Consider the following 13,808-nt stretch of genomic DNA (forward strand, 5'->3'; position numbering starts at 1 on the left):
CTCAACTCCTACTGGTATTCGGCCAACAGCGTGGCCACCGCCGTGAACCTTGCCGGGGCCAGGATTGCGCCTGGCCGTTTGACGGGTACGGCCTCCAACAGCGGCGGTGACGACAGGGCGATATCCAGTGGCGTATTGAGCAGGAACGGGGCGTTATTCTGAAAAATCCGAATGGCCAGGTCAGCGGCGCTGGTCTGCACCGCCGAGGCGTCATAAGCCGCTGGTGTTCCGTTAACGCTCAATTTCAGCTGCCACGGCAGCGTGTCGGCGCCGCAAGTAATGAGGTAACCGAGTGCCCTGCGGTATTTCACACCATCGACCTGCTTGACCCCGACATCGCCAAAATCGACTTCAATCGTGGTTCCCGCATTAATGGTGCAAGGGGGCGGCTCATTCAGTGTTCCGCTGAACGTCAGGTTGGCCGACGCGCCACTGCAAAAGCCGATGAAGCACAAGGCGAGCAACGCTCGCTGCTGCCGAAATGTCATGGATCGCTTCTCTTCATTGGTAATCGACCACAAGGGTGGCGGCGGCATCGAATGCACCTCCCGTCAGCGTGCTGCCCGCGCGCTTGACAGGTACCGCCTGCACGACCGGGAAGTTGGGGTAGGTAAAATTCACGGCCGTATTCAGAGGCCAGTCAGCGCCATTGATGAACAGCTTTACCCCAAGGTCGGGCTTGCGGGTCAACAGCACGCGGCCATCAAACGAAGCCCCCGTGCCCCTGAGTTCCAGTGTCAACGCGTTGCTGAACGGGGAGTCACAGCTGACGGTATAGGGCACGCCCCGACGATAGTTGACGCCGTCGATCCGTGACGTCAGCAGGTCATTGCCGAAAGGCACATCGAGCGTACTGCCGTTGTTTATGACGCACGGCGGAGGCGCAATGATGACCGCACGGATGCTCAGATTGACGTCAGCCTGCACACCTTGACTGACCGCCCACAGTAAGCCGCCGCCGATAAGAAGGGCCCACGGGCCTTTTGACTTAGCCATTGTTCTGCCCTCACTCATATTTGAGCCTGAAATCAACGACGGCCCGAAAGGCCCCGCTGGTCAAAGGTGCGGAGGTGCGCGTGGGTTGGACATTCCAGGTCTGCGTGCTATTGCCCACAGGCAAGAACAACGGTTGGCCCCTTGAGCCCAGCTGTACGTCCCGCCCCAGGGCATCGATCATGCGCAAGCCCATCCCGGTGATGCCTTGAACTTTGAGCAGGCGTGCATCATCGGCATCGGCAAGTCCGACAAACATGACCGTCACCACCGGTTGATGCGCACTCCATGTCAGGTTCCCGGTGCGCTCATTGCGGATGCTGCCTGCGGTGCGTTGGCAGTCCTTGAAAAGCAGTTGGAATGCCTTGGCTGTCGCCTGATCGCCGGGCCGCTGGAGCTGGCTCGTCGACACGGCACCCAGGTCAATCGTCTGATCCATTGATGCCATCTCCAGGCTGCACGGAACTTCATGCATGGACCCGAGAATATTCAGCTTCCCGCTCATGCCTTCAATGTCCTCATCCTCGGCGTGCGCACTTCCCATCAAGACCAGTAACAGGCCGGCCCAGGCGCTTATACGTTGCGACTTCATGATGTTCTCCCGCAGCAGGTGCTACTCATTACGCGGCGAGGCTTGGGTGTTCACCTTGCAGGTATCGCCACTGCAGGTGAACGCCAGCACCGGACGGCCGCCGTAGTCATTCACATAGGACAAATAGGGTGTGGTACCGAGTGCTTTGGCCGTGGGGCCCAACGCCAGCGCACCTTTGGGCGGAACCATGAGGGGTTCAAAACCCGGCACGGTTTTACCGTCCTTGCTGCTGCGCGCATCCACCAGGGTCACGTAGTAAGGCGTAGGGTTATTCACCTTGTAATGCTCGCCTTCGCGGGTGAGGGTCAGCTTCTCCTGCCAAGGGTTGGACAGGTCTTGCTGGCTGGGGGCAATGGCTTGGGGTCGGTAGAACAATTTGATCCGGGTTTGCAGCGCAATTTGCAGCGTGTTGGCCTTATCGCTGCGCGGCGGAATTTCCCTCAGGTTGAAGTAGAAAACCGTCTCCCGGTCCTGCGGCAACATCTTGGCCGCCGGCAATGCCTGAACCTTCACCTGGCTTTGCTTGCCAGGCTCCAAGCGTTGAACCGGTGGCAGTACGATCAAGGGCGTAGTGATTTTTTTGCCGTCTTCATCCTCGATCCAGCCCTGGGCCAAATACGGAAGCTGGGTATTGTTGTTGGTGATGTTCACACTGGTGGCCTCTTTGCCGCCGTCAAAAATCACTCGGGTCCGATCCAGGCCCACCGCGGCGTGAGTGCTCTGGCTCATGCCCAGGACCAGTAAAGCGAATGCCTGGAATAGGCGGCGCGTATTCAGCGTCATGAGGATGTGTTCTCCGTATTAATTGGCTTCCCGGTCAGCGTTGCTGGTTCGGGCAAGGATTGATCAGTGGCGACGCTCTGGCAGCTCAGTTCGAGGGCGTTGGTCAACGCATCCGCGGGCAAAATGGCCGGGAGCGTAAGGACGCATTGCTCGCTACCGCCCCAACTGACGATCATCTGTTTGCCGGCCTGTATACCGCTCAGGTAGACATTGCCGCCGTCGTTGACGATGCCGGTGTCCTGCTGCTTGAGGTTCTTCACCGTCGCGCCGAAGGGGGGTGAACTGCCGTCCTGCAGGCGAAGAACAGCCATGGCCTTCTCACCGGCAATCACCTCCAGCGACCGGTAACCAATAGCGCCCTCGGTGAGCGTCAGTTGCGTCACTGATTGAGTGGCTTCGACGTTGCCAGGCAAGTTCTCCAGGTCAACACTGGCCGCCGTGCGCTGATAACTGCCGATGTCGGAGATGACTGCCTTGCCGAAGGCGTTAGTGCGGGTCGGAGTGCCGTAAGCCCGCACAGGCACATCGGGCACACCGCCGGTGTCGACCATCAAACGGGTTCCGCCGGTACTGCTGGAACGATGCAGTGCCCCACCGTAAGGCGTGAGCGTGCCCCCCCCGCGCGCAGACACACCGAGGCTGCTGTAATTGCCCTCTTGGGTGCTGACACTGAGATCAATGTCCGCCTGGTCACCGATATGACTCAAATAACCACTGGCGGACGTGTCGCCGGCACTGAGCTGGTAGCTGTTGCGCTCATCGAAGCGATCGCTGTAACGGGTGGAAAAGTTGTTCTCACCCGCGGCTCTATTGGCATCCAGCGACAGCGTGCCGCTGCGTCCCAACGGCAGACTGACGGTCAGCGCTACGCCGTTATCTTTATGGCTGTATTCCTGACTGCGGTACAGGTTCAGGGACAGGCTCATATTCTTGACGGAGCCCACGCTGAAGTAGCGTGACACCGACATGTTCCAGCGCTGAGTGGCCGGCCGCTCCCAATACGTTTGTTTGCTGTAACTGGCGTAGACAGTTGCCCCCAGGTCCCGGAACTGCTTGTTAACCGTCGCGGTATACAGCGCCTTGCTGCCGCCAATCGGCTTCCAGCCGTCGGTGAGTTCGCTACGACTGCTGAGCTCGCCGTTCAACCCGTAATGACGAGCATCCAGGTATTCACTCATACTCAAAAAGTTCTTCTCGGAAAACCGATAGCCCGCGAAGGTGACTTGGCTGTCGTATTGTTCAAAGTGCTTGGAGTATTGAAGGCGGTACGATTTTCCCGAGAGCGTCTCGTTCCAGAGCTCTGCGCGAGACTGCGTCACGTCCAACGATATGGCCCCGAATGCCAGCAGGTCGCGACCCGCACCCACGGAAACCGCCCGGTAGTTGTTATCCGTCATGCCGCCGCCAAACAGGGACCAGCCATTACTGACCCCCCAAGAGAACTCTCCCGTGCCGAAAAAATCTCCGTCAGCGCCGTACTGAAGGTTGGACGGCCGCCCAGTCGCCAGCTTGTAACGCACTTGCCCGGGGCGCGTCAGGTAAGGAACACCCGCCGTGTCGATCTGGAAGCTGCGCACCGAACCATCCTGCTCCTCCACCCGCACATCCAGCGTGCCGGATACTGCATCCCGCAGGTCTTGAATGCGAAACGGCCCTGCCGCCACCAGGGTTTCGTACAACACGCGTCCCTTCTGGCTGATGACGACTTTCGCGTTGGTCTTGGCCACCCCGACCACTTCAGGTGCATAGCCGCGCAAGTTAGGCGGCAACTGGCTTTCATCCGAATTGAGCGAGGCACCGGTAAAACGGAAACTGTCGAACAGGTCCGAATACAGATAGTCCTCGCCCACCACCAAACGCGCCTTCAACGCAGGCACCGCGCGGTAAGCGTAGTAACGGCTCCACTCCAGCTTTTGATCCTTGTAGGACCGCTCGCGGCCGCTCTCGACGCGCCCCTGCCAATCAGCTCTCAGGCGCCACGCCCCGGCATTGGCACCGAGTGTTCCGTTCCCACTGAAGTTATTACGGTTGCGCTCATCCTTTTGATAACTCGACTGCGCCGTCATGTTGTAGTCAACCAACAAGCCCGGCACGCCCTCGTCCCAGCGGGAGGGCGGATCCCAATTAATGGCGCTGTACTCAAGGTAGGCTTGGGGAAGACTGATGTTCAGCGTAGAAGTGGCTAAATCTCCACTCACCTCCATACCCGGCAAGCCAGTGATATCCAGGCAGCGTCCGCCGTTCCACCAAGTCAGTTTGGCGGCACCGGACGTTTTCAGGCCCAACTGTTCTACCAATTCGGGTGATAAACAGGCCTCGCTCCCTTTGGGATCATCATCGGGGGGATAAAACGCCACCGATTGTTCCGCAATGGCCTGAGTATTGATCTGCACCACCATCGAGTAAGTGCCAGGCAGAATAAAGCCGCTGCGCGCAAACTGAGACAAGTCGATATTCGTGCGATCATTAAGATCAAGAACGTCGGTATTAAACTCTATATCTCCGGCACCCAATACAGTGCCTGCCAGTGACATCAACCCGCCAAAAAGGCTTGGGCGGAGTGCACTTTTCACCTTCGACGTATTCAACATGAAAACAACCCATCACTGTTCAGAAGTATTCCAACTTGAATCGCACTGCGGCACCGTGAGATCCCACCACCAGCGGTAGTCCGTTACCCACCAGGTAAAGCCTGTAGTGGAGTGTCATATCGCCTTCCACTATCGGCAGCAGCGCCATCGGCTGACCCGGCACACTCTCTTGACCCGCAGCATCCTCAATATGGAAAGCGACCCCTTGTGAGCCACCCGACACGGCAAAGGAGCGCCCTTCCCTATCGCTGGGCCCGTCGAACGTCACCCGCAGATGCTGCCAATCAGGCAGCGGTACACCTGGGCGCAAGGGGTCCTCGCGACTCAATGAGCAATTGACGAGACGTAACTGGAAGGGGTGGGGTGCGCCCCTTGCCAATCGCAAAAGCCGGCCCACAGGTTCGGGGGGCATCACGATCGTCTGATCGGCACTGCCCGCTTCCAGCCCGCAGGCTGAGTCAACGACCACGCCGCCCAGCGTGACAACCCCTTCGCCTTGCGAAGACGCTTGCGCGCCAGGGGCGCTGGTGATCGTCAATAAAGAGGCAATAGCGAGACTTATGAATGTTTTCACCTGGACCTCCCGTCAGCGTCCCCCCGCCACCCGGGGTGGCGGGGGAAAAACTTACTGATAAGCCAAGGTAAAGTTGGTGACCGCGCTGAAATCACCCGGGACGATCGTGCCCGTGGCGGCGCCTTGTACATAAGCACCAAATTCCAACGTGTTATCACCGACGGAAATGGCCTGCGGGGTGGTCGCGACACCCAGCTGAATAGGACGACCCCCGTGCGTCATCATGACGCCCACGCCGCCCGCGCCACCCACGGTACCGATCGCTCCCGGAACAGCGCTGGAGGGCGCGCCGGTGAAGGTGGTGGTCACGGTGTTATCGGTGAGGCCGGTCAAATCGCAGCCTTCCAGTTCGATGGTCACAGGGCGCGCATTGGACTTACCGCCATCTTGCAACTGGTGCTTTGCGATCGAACCCAGGGGAACAGTCTGATCGACGGATTCAGGCTTGATAGAGCAAGCACCCGAGTGCACCGAGCCGGTAAAGGTAATGGTTCCATCCGCCGCATTAGCAACGGACATCGAAGCAGCCAACAGCCCGACAGAGAACAGCGCAGCTTTCATTTTAGATTTCATTTGCAAGTACTCACCTATCAATAATCATCGTTAGAAATCCTGACGCAGTTGTGCGAGGACCTATTAAAAGCGCCGATTTTTTCCAACTATTTGCATTGCAAATCAGGAGCCGTTCGACACCCGACAAGTTTCCGCTGCGAGCACGAGCAAGTAAGCCGTCTTTTTCCCTGAATCTCGTGGCCTTGTTACACCAAGACACATAGGAAGATTATGGCAATTTGCCAAAACTTTAAGAACGACTGTAAGAAAGGGATTACATTGAACTAAACGAGAATTCTTTAGTTGCGAAGAGTCCGTAAGAATAGGATTACATATTCAAAAAAACAACACTGTTTACTTAGGCAGACCCACTAAATAGTGCAAAACACTGTGGCGGCACGCGGACCGTCCGTCGGGCGCCCTTGCGTGAAATCTAAGATATATCTTACGTTATATCTAGACACACACAGAGGCTCCTACCATGCGAGACGATCCTCACCCACGCGACAGTTTTGACCCCCGCGGCGGCCGCGGTCGCGGCCCCCGGGTGTTTGCCCCCGGCGATTTGAAACTGCTGTTGCCGGCGCTGATCGCCGAGCAACCGTGCCACGGCTACGACTTGATTCGCCGGATCGAAAGCCTGTTCGACGGCGCCTACACCCCCAGCCCCGGCGTGATTTACCCCACCCTGACCTTTCTTGAAGAAAGTGAATTGATCGCTGGCGATGCCGCTGGTGGAAAAAAACGCTACACAATCACCGACGCCGGTCGTCTCTTCTTAAGCGAACAGGCGGTTGCCCTCGACGGCATCCGCATGCGCATCGATGTGAGCAAACGCTCACTGCGCGGCCACGACCGTCCACCGCAAATCCATGAGGCGGTACACAACCTGCGTCACGCCTTGCATTCGCACCACGGGCGTTGGAGCCCGGAAGAAATCATTCGTGTCGCGGCGCTGCTCAACGGCACCGCTCAAGCCATTGCCGACGGGAAAGACCAATGAATACGCAAGCCATCCATCGCGTTACCCACGAGATCAAGCGTCGCCGCCTGCAAGTGCTGCGGGTGGTTGATCTCACCCCACGCATGCGCCGCATCACGCTCGGCGGCCCTGAGCTGGCGGGCTTTGTCAGCCTGGGTAGCGACGATCACATCAAGCTGCTGTTCCCGCAAAACGCCGCTGAACAAGCGGCGCTGGAAAGCCCGACCTTCAGCATCAAAGGCGAAGGCCCGCAACCGGCCATGCGCGACTACACGCCCCGGCGCTTTGACCTGGACGCGGGTGAGCTGGATATCGACTTTGTGCTGCACGGCGATGGCCCTGCGTCCACCTGGGCCGAGCAGGTGCAAGTCGGCCAACACCTGTATATCGGCGGGCCACGGGGCTCGATGATCGTGCCGGATATCTTCGACAGCTACCTGCTGATCGGCGATGAAACCGCCCTGCCCGCCATCGCGCGCCGCCTGGAAGAACTCCCGGCCGGGCGCACGGTGCTGGCGGTGATTGAGATCGCCAATGAAGCAGAGCGCCAAGCCCTGCAGAGTGCCGCCGACGTGCAGGTGAAATGGGTGGTGCGCGGCCAGGATGACCTGCTCGAAACAGTGCGCAACCTGAGCCTGCCGGCCGGTTCGCTGTACAGCTTTGTCGCAACCGAAACCAAGCTGTCGCGCCAGGTACGACGTGTGTTGCTGGACACGCACAAGGTCAACGAGGAATTCCTCAAGGCCGTCGGTTACTGGCGGGCCGAGGGCAGCGAAGAAGAGTAAGTCAGGTGCGGGGCTTGATGAGCCTATCCAGCCCCACCACCGCCAGCGCGATCAACACAAACCCCAACAGAATCCCCCCGGCATTCACAAACACCTGTGGATAACCCAGGGTGCTCACATCAATGAACGGGTACTGATACTGCCCGAGCAAGTCCCCACGCAGCAGCGCGTAGGCGAAGTACACCAACGGGTAGATCACCCAGGCGCCGATGTGCCTGAAGCGCAAATGGCCCTTGGGCACACACCGCCACCAGTAGATCAAAAACAGCACCGGCATCACGTCATGCAGCAATTCATCAGCAATGAATTGAAAGCCTGAAGGGCTCCACAAATGCCGTAGCAGCAGGTTGTAGGCCAGGCTGACCACAACGATGCTCACAGCAATGCCACTGCTGACCCTTGGCGCGAGAAAAAACCGCTTCGCCGCTGAGTCGCGATTCACCCAGGCATAGCTCAACACCACCACCGCCAGGGTGTTGGTGAGTACGGTGAAGAAACTGAAAAAGTTGATCAGCCCGCCGAGCAGGCTGGCGCCGGACGTCCAGCGCGAATAGAAAATCAGGTATTGCTGAATCGCCAACCCCGCCCAGCCGGCCAATGCCGCTGCCGCCACGAACCGCTTCATGGGATCAATCCAACGGGCGTTTGGTGCGCATCAGCTTCACGTACAACCCTTCGACTTTCTCCCGAGCCCATGGGGTTTTGCGCAGGAACGTAAGGCTCGATTTGATGCTTGGATCGCTCTTGAAGCAGCGGATATCAATACGCTCGGCCAGGCCTTCCCATTCGTAGTGTTCCACCAGCGTGGTGAGGACGTGTTGCAGGGTCACGCCATGGAGGGGGTCGTTGCTTGTCGCGGTCATGCCAGGCCTATGAAAAATGGGTCACGAAGGTGCACACCTTATCACCCGCCTGCCCGGTTATAAAAAGTTCCCGTTCCCAGCAAAAAAAGAGATGTTATATTGTAACTATAAATATCAAATCTTTTCCCCGTTTTGCCAAGGAATGTCCGATGTCCCTCTCTTCTCTGTGGCGCTTGTCCCCGCTCGCTGCCGCCCTGCTGATCTGCTCCGAAGCCCAGGCCCTTGAACTGCAACCCCAAGTCATCACCGGCAACCCGCTGGGCAGCGAACAACTCGCCTCGCCCACCACCGTGCTCGAAGGCGATGACCTGACCCTGCAACAAAAAGGCAGCCTCGGCGAAACCCTCAACAAGCAGCCAGGCGTGTCGTCGTCGTACTTCGGCCCAGGTGCCAGCCGACCGATCATTCGTGGTCAGGATGGTGACCGCATTCGCATCCTGCGCAATGGCGTCGGTGCGCTGGATGCGTCGTCGCTGTCCTACGACCATGCGGTGCCGCTGGACCCGGTCAACGTCGACCGCATCGAAATCGTGCGCGGCCCCGCGGCCCTGTTGTACGGCGGCAGCGCCATCGGTGGGGTGGTCAACACCTTCGACAACCGCATCCCGACCGAGGCCATCGAAGGCATCCACGGTGCCGGTGAGTTGCGCTACGGCGGCGCCGACACCACCCGCAGCAGCGCCGGCAGACTGGAAGCCGGTAACGGCACGTTCGCCTTGCACCTGGATGCCAATGCGCGGGAATTCAACGACCTTAAGATCCCTGGCCAGGCCCGCAGCCGACACGCCCCGGCAACCGACGACGCGCCCGGAAAAAATGGCCGCCTGGGCAACAGTGATGGGCGCCAGGACGGCGGCGCCGTGGGCGGTTCCTACACCTGGGACGACGGGTATGCCGGGCTGTCCTACAGCAACTACGACGCCAACTACGGCTCCCCCGCCGAGCAGGATGTACGCATCCGCATGCAGCAGGATCACTACGCTTTCGCGTCGGAGATCCGCAACCTGCAAGGCCCGTTTACCTCGCTGAAACTCGACGCGGGCTATACCGACTACGAGCACCGCGAAATCGAAGGCGGCGAAACCGGCACGATCTTCAAAAACAAAGGTTATGAAGCGCGGGTTGAAGCGCGCCACCAGCCGATCGGCCCGTTCGACGGCGTGGTCGGCGCGCAAGTGACCCGCAACGAGTTCTCGGCCCTCGGCGAAGAAGCCTTTGTGCCGCAGACCGATACCAACGCCGGCGCACTGTTTATCCTTGAAGAAATGCAGGCCACCGAGCGCCTGAAACTCAGCCTCGGCGGGCGCCTGGAACACACCAGCGTCGACCCGGATGCCAAGGGCAATGCGCGTTTCGCCAATGCCGACCGGTCCAACACCTTCACCGCCGGCAGCCTGTCATCGGGCGCCGTGTACACCCTCACGCCAATTTGGTCCCTGGCCGCGACCCTGGGCTACACCGAGCGCGCGCCGACCTTCTACGAGCTGTATGCCAACGGCGCCCACGTCGCCACCGGCACTTACGAATTGGGCGATGCCAACCTGAAAAAAGAAAAAGCCGTGTCCAGCGACCTGGCACTGCGCTTTGACAGCGGCACCCACAAGGGCAGCTTCGGCGTGTTCTACAGCCGCTTCTCCAATTACATCGGCTTGCTGGGCACCGGTCGCACATTGAACGATGAAGGTGAAGAGGACGCAGCCGGTATCCCTGAGTACGAATACTCCGGCGTGCGTGCACGTTTCGCCGGCTTCGAAGCCCAGGATCACTGGAAGCTTGGCGAAGGCGCCTACGGCAAATTCGCCTTGGAACTGTCGGGCGACTACACCCGCGCCACCAACCTCGATACCGGCGAAGCCCTGCCGCGCATTGCACCGTTACGCTTGAACAGCGGCTTGCTGTGGGAACTCGACCGCTGGCAGGCGCGCATCGACGTGGAACATGCCGCCGGCCAAGGGCGTGTGCCGGATAACGAGAGCGGCACCGATGGCTATACCACCCTGGGCGCGAGCGCGGGTTATCGCTTCAACATGGGGGGCAGCCAGTGGCTGGCGTTTGTGAACGGTGAAAACCTGACCAACCAGACGGTGCGCTATGCCAGCTCGATCCTGCGCGATATCGCGCCGGCACCGGGCAGAAGCGTGCAGTTCGGTATCCGTACAACGTTCTAAGGCGTACGCCTGACTACTTGCAGTGAGCGGGCTTGCTCCGCGCGAGGCAAGCTCGCTCACTACAAAAACCCTGCCCTGCCCCTCTTTTTGCAGCGACATTTAGTCACTGTTACCAAATCGGAAATGATGCATCTTGCGATTTGCGCTTTCTCTCGGCGCCCACTGCCTTTATCCTTCCCGGCAATAACCTGAAACGTTTCACTCCCCGGTCGACCCCATCTTGCTGACATTTCCCGCCTGCAAAGACAGCGCTGTCTTACCCCCCTCTGCGCCTGGGGATAAATCGCCCGCCTGTGGATAACCCCGTTTATCCCCGGAAAAACCGAATTAACGCTGAACCAAGCCCGTGCCGAATCGTCATCTACAGTGAAGACACACGGGGATACATAATTCCAACGTAACGGAGAAACACAACTATGAGCACTGACGGTGCCTCAAGCCCAAGTAGCCTGCTGCCCAGGCTGCTAGGCGTCTTGCTGCTGATCATGGGCCTGGCCTTGTTGGCCGGGGGTATCAAGCTGAGCATGCTCGGTGGGTCGCTGTACTACCTGCTGGCCGGTATCGGCATCACCTTGACCGGCGTCCTGCTGCTGGCCACCCGCCGCGCCGCGTTGGGTCTGTACGCACTGGTGCTGTTCGCCAGCACCGTGTGGGCCTTGTGGGAAGTCGGCCTGGACTGGTGGCAGTTGGTGCCGCGCCTGGCGCTGCTGTTCGCCCTGGGTATCGTCATGCTGCTCCCGTGGTTTCGCCGTCCGTTGCTGCGTGGCCAGCCTGCCCCACTGGGCACTGGCGCGTTGAGCGTGGCCGTGGTGCTGGCCGGTGCGGCTGCCGTCGCCAGCCAATTCACCAACCCCGGTGAGATCAAAGGCCAACTGGACCGCGATGCGGTGCCGGGCATGGCCAGCGCTGCGCCGTCCCAGGCCGATGGCGACTGGAACTCCTACGGCCGTTCGGCCTACGGTGATCGCTACTCGCCGCTGGCGCAGATCACTCCGGAAAACGCTCACAAACTGGTGCCTGCGTGGACCTTCCGCACCGGTGACATCCCTGGCCCGAATGATCCAGGCGAGACCACCGCAGAAAACACCCCGCTGAAAGTCAACGGCATGCTCTACGTGTGCACGCCGCACAGCCAGGTGATTGCACTCGACCCGGACACCGGCAAGGAAATCTGGCGCTTCGATCCGAAGATCAGCAGCCAGGGTGCCGAGAACTTCAAGGGTTGGGCGCACATGACCTGCCGTGGCGTGTCGTATCACGATGACGCCGCCTACGCTTCCGAGCAGAGCCCGACTGGCAGCGCCAGCCCCGCTGCTGCACCGAATGCTTGCCCGAAACGTATTTTCGTACCGACTGCCGACACCCGTCTGATCGCCCTCAACGCCGACACCGGCAAGATGTGCGAAGACTTCGGCGACAAAGGCCAGGTCGACCTGCGTGCCAACATCGGCAGCTTCGCCCCAGGCGGTTACTACTCCACGTCGCCACCGGCCGTGACCAAGAACCTGGTGGTGATCGGCGGCCACGTCACCGATAACGTTTCCACCGACGAGCCAAGCGGCGTGATCCGCGCGTTCGACGTGCACACCGGCAAGCTGGTGTGGAACTGGGACAGCGGCAACCCGGACGACACCACGCCGTTGGCCGAGGGCAAGACCTACACCCGCAACTCGCCGAACATGTGGTCCATGTTCGCCGTGGATGAAAAACTCGGCATGCTGTACCTGCCGATGGGCAACCAGATGCCCGACCAATACGGCGGCGACCGTACCGAAGACTCGGAAAAATACAGCGCCGGCCTGACCGCCCTGGACATCGACAGCGGCCATGTGAAGTGGACCTTCCAGTTCACCCACCACGACCTGTGGGACATGGACGTGGGCGGCCAGCCTTCGCTCATCGACATCAAGACCGCTGAAGGCGTGAAGCAAGCGGTGATGGCGTCGACCAAGCAAGGCAGCATCTACGTGCTGGACCGCGCCACCGGCCAACCGGTTGTGCCGATCCACGAAGTGGCGGTACCGCAAGGTGCGGTCGCGGGCGATCACACGTCGCCGACCCAACCCAAGTCCGACCTGAACTTCATGCCGCCGCCGCTCAAAGAGCGCGACATGTGGGGCGTGACGCCGTTCGACCAGATGCTGTGCCGGATTGATTTCAAATCCATGCGCTACGACGGTGCTTTCACCCCGCCATCGCTGCAAGGCTCGATCGTTTACCCAGGTAACTTCGGCGTGTTCGACTGGGGTGGCATTTCCGTCGACCCGGTTCGCCAGATTGCCTTCGTGAACCCAAGCTACATGGCGTTCAAATCGAAACTGATCCCGGCCGCCGAGATCGCCAAGCAAGGCCCACGCGTCAGCGAAACCGAAGGCGTGCAGCCGAACAAAGGCGCGCCGTACGGCGTGATCCTCGAAGCCATGCTGTCGCCAATGGGCCTGCCGTGCCAGGCGCCGGCGTGGGGCTATGTGGCGGCGGTCGACCTGACCACCCACAAGACCCTCTGGATGCACAAGAACGGCACCGTGCGTGACAGCTCGCCGGTTCCAATCCCGCTGACCATGGGCGTACCTAGCCTGGGCGGCACCTTCACCACCGCCGGTGGCGTGTCGTTCCTCAGCGGTACCCTCGACCAGTACCTGCGTGCCTACGACGTCAAAAACGGCAAGCAACTGTGGGAAGGCCGCCTGCCTGCAGGCGCGCAAACCACACCGATGACCTACACCGGCAAGGACGGCAAGCAGTACGTGCTGGTCATGGCCGGCGGTCATGGCTCCCTGGGTACCAAGCAGGGTGACTATGTGATGGCGTTCAAACTGCCGGATTAAGCGACACCGACAACAAGACTGTGGGAGGGGACAAGCCCTAATGCCAGTCAGTTAAAGGTGAGCACCGTACCTGTGGCGAGGGAGCTTGCTCCCGCTG

Annotated in this window: 13 protein-coding genes; 4 read left to right on the forward strand and 9 right to left on the reverse strand. The window is 60.0% G+C overall.

Translation table 11 applies throughout. The annotated features are described in order from the left end of the window. Positions 1–8: 8 nt before the first annotated feature. The 7 genes from BM403_RS05835 to BM403_RS05865 are packed head-to-tail and all read right to left on the reverse strand — an operon-like array spanning position 9 to position 6,094. Positions 9–488, reverse strand: coding sequence for a fimbrial protein (locus BM403_RS05835; protein WP_012722437.1), 480 nt, complete (start codon positions 486–488; stop codon positions 9–11). Positions 489–501: 13 nt separating this feature from the next. Further along, positions 502–996 carry a fimbrial protein gene (locus tag BM403_RS05840; RefSeq protein WP_043204848.1) on the reverse strand — a complete coding sequence of 165 codons (495 nt, stop codon included), beginning with the start codon at positions 994–996 and terminating at the stop codon, positions 502–504. Positions 997–1,006: 10 nt separating this feature from the next. Then, positions 1,007–1,585, reverse strand: a complete 579-nt coding sequence (locus tag BM403_RS05845; protein ID WP_012722435.1) for a fimbrial protein — start codon at positions 1,583–1,585, stop codon at positions 1,007–1,009. Between the two features lie 21 nt (positions 1,586–1,606). Then, positions 1,607–2,368 carry a fimbria/pilus periplasmic chaperone gene (locus tag BM403_RS05850; protein WP_093542037.1) on the reverse strand — a complete coding sequence of 254 codons (762 nt, stop codon included), beginning with the start codon at positions 2,366–2,368 and terminating at the stop codon, positions 1,607–1,609. Continuing rightward, positions 2,365–4,959 carry an outer membrane usher protein gene (locus BM403_RS05855; RefSeq protein WP_012722433.1) on the reverse strand — a complete coding sequence of 865 codons (2,595 nt, stop codon included), beginning with the start codon at positions 4,957–4,959 and terminating at the stop codon, positions 2,365–2,367. Before BM403_RS05855 ends, BM403_RS05850 begins: the two co-directional genes overlap by 4 nt. Positions 4,960–4,978: 19 nt before the next feature. Next, complete coding sequence (locus BM403_RS05860; protein ID WP_012722432.1) at positions 4,979–5,533, reverse strand: fimbrial protein; 555 nt, start codon at positions 5,531–5,533, stop codon at positions 4,979–4,981. A 51-nt stretch (positions 5,534–5,584) separates the two neighbouring features. Further along, complete coding sequence (locus BM403_RS05865; RefSeq protein ID WP_043204847.1) at positions 5,585–6,094, reverse strand: fimbrial protein; 510 nt, start codon at positions 6,092–6,094, stop codon at positions 5,585–5,587. 472 nt (positions 6,095–6,566) lie between these two features. Here BM403_RS05865 and BM403_RS05870 point away from each other — a divergent pair, with 472 nt between their 5' ends. Together BM403_RS05870 and BM403_RS05875 are read left to right on the forward strand one after the other, a co-directional pair. After that, positions 6,567–7,088: a PadR family transcriptional regulator gene (locus BM403_RS05870; RefSeq protein WP_093542039.1), complete on the forward strand. Its 522-nt coding sequence runs from the start codon at positions 6,567–6,569 to the stop codon at positions 7,086–7,088. Continuing rightward, the gene (locus BM403_RS05875) at positions 7,085–7,852 is read left to right on the forward strand and encodes a siderophore-interacting protein (RefSeq protein WP_093542041.1); all 768 of its coding nucleotides are present in this window, start codon (positions 7,085–7,087) and stop codon (positions 7,850–7,852) included. The genes BM403_RS05870 and BM403_RS05875 overlap by 4 nt, the downstream gene beginning before the upstream one ends. A gap of 1 nt (position 7,853) precedes the next feature. Here BM403_RS05875 and BM403_RS05880 read toward each other — a convergent pair whose 3' ends face one another. Next, positions 7,854–8,477, reverse strand: a complete 624-nt coding sequence (locus tag BM403_RS05880; RefSeq protein WP_093542044.1) for a Pr6Pr family membrane protein — start codon at positions 8,475–8,477, stop codon at positions 7,854–7,856. 4 nt (positions 8,478–8,481) lie between these two features. Next, entirely contained in the window at positions 8,482–8,715 is a 234-nt protein-coding gene (locus BM403_RS05885; protein WP_012722427.1) for a VF530 family protein, read from the reverse strand. Between the two features lie 149 nt (positions 8,716–8,864). Between BM403_RS05885 and BM403_RS05890 the strand changes: the two genes are divergently transcribed. Beyond that, on the forward strand, positions 8,865–10,883 hold the full coding sequence (locus BM403_RS05890) for a TonB-dependent receptor (RefSeq protein ID WP_093542046.1): 2,019 nt from the start codon (positions 8,865–8,867) through the stop codon (positions 10,881–10,883). 416 nt (positions 10,884–11,299) lie between these two features. After that, positions 11,300–13,711 carry a glucose/quinate/shikimate family membrane-bound PQQ-dependent dehydrogenase gene (locus tag BM403_RS05895; protein WP_093542048.1) on the forward strand — a complete coding sequence of 804 codons (2,412 nt, stop codon included), beginning with the start codon at positions 11,300–11,302 and terminating at the stop codon, positions 13,709–13,711. Positions 13,712–13,808: the final 97 nt, after the last annotated feature.

Origin of the sequence: Pseudomonas sp. OV546 (assembly GCF_900116845.1) — a bacterium.
Classification (GTDB): domain Bacteria; phylum Pseudomonadota; class Gammaproteobacteria; order Pseudomonadales; family Pseudomonadaceae; genus Aquipseudomonas; species Aquipseudomonas petroselini.

Coding starts and splice junctions, on each gene's coding strand:
- BM403_RS05835 (WP_012722437.1), bottom strand. CDS start 488: ATGACATTTCGGCAGCAGCGAGCGTTGCTCGCCTTGTGCTTCATCGGC.
- BM403_RS05840 (WP_043204848.1), bottom strand. CDS start 996: ATGGCTAAGTCAAAAGGCCCGTGGGCCCTTCTTATCGGCGGCGGCTTA.
- BM403_RS05845 (WP_012722435.1), bottom strand. CDS start 1,585: ATGAAGTCGCAACGTATAAGCGCCTGGGCCGGCCTGTTACTGGTCTTG.
- BM403_RS05850 (WP_093542037.1), bottom strand. CDS start 2,368: ATGACGCTGAATACGCGCCGCCTATTCCAGGCATTCGCTTTACTGGTC.
- BM403_RS05855 (WP_012722433.1), bottom strand. CDS start 4,959: ATGTTGAATACGTCGAAGGTGAAAAGTGCACTCCGCCCAAGCCTTTTT.
- BM403_RS05865 (WP_043204847.1), bottom strand. CDS start 6,094: ATGAAAGCTGCGCTGTTCTCTGTCGGGCTGTTGGCTGCTTCGATGTCC.
- BM403_RS05870 (WP_093542039.1), top strand. CDS start 6,567: ATGCGAGACGATCCTCACCCACGCGACAGTTTTGACCCCCGCGGCGGC.
- BM403_RS05875 (WP_093542041.1), top strand. CDS start 7,085: ATGAATACGCAAGCCATCCATCGCGTTACCCACGAGATCAAGCGTCGC.
- BM403_RS05880 (WP_093542044.1), bottom strand. CDS start 8,477: ATGAAGCGGTTCGTGGCGGCAGCGGCATTGGCCGGCTGGGCGGGGTTG.
- BM403_RS05885 (WP_012722427.1), bottom strand. CDS start 8,715: ATGACCGCGACAAGCAACGACCCCCTCCATGGCGTGACCCTGCAACAC.
- BM403_RS05890 (WP_093542046.1), top strand. CDS start 8,865: ATGTCCCTCTCTTCTCTGTGGCGCTTGTCCCCGCTCGCTGCCGCCCTG.
- BM403_RS05895 (WP_093542048.1), top strand. CDS start 11,300: ATGAGCACTGACGGTGCCTCAAGCCCAAGTAGCCTGCTGCCCAGGCTG.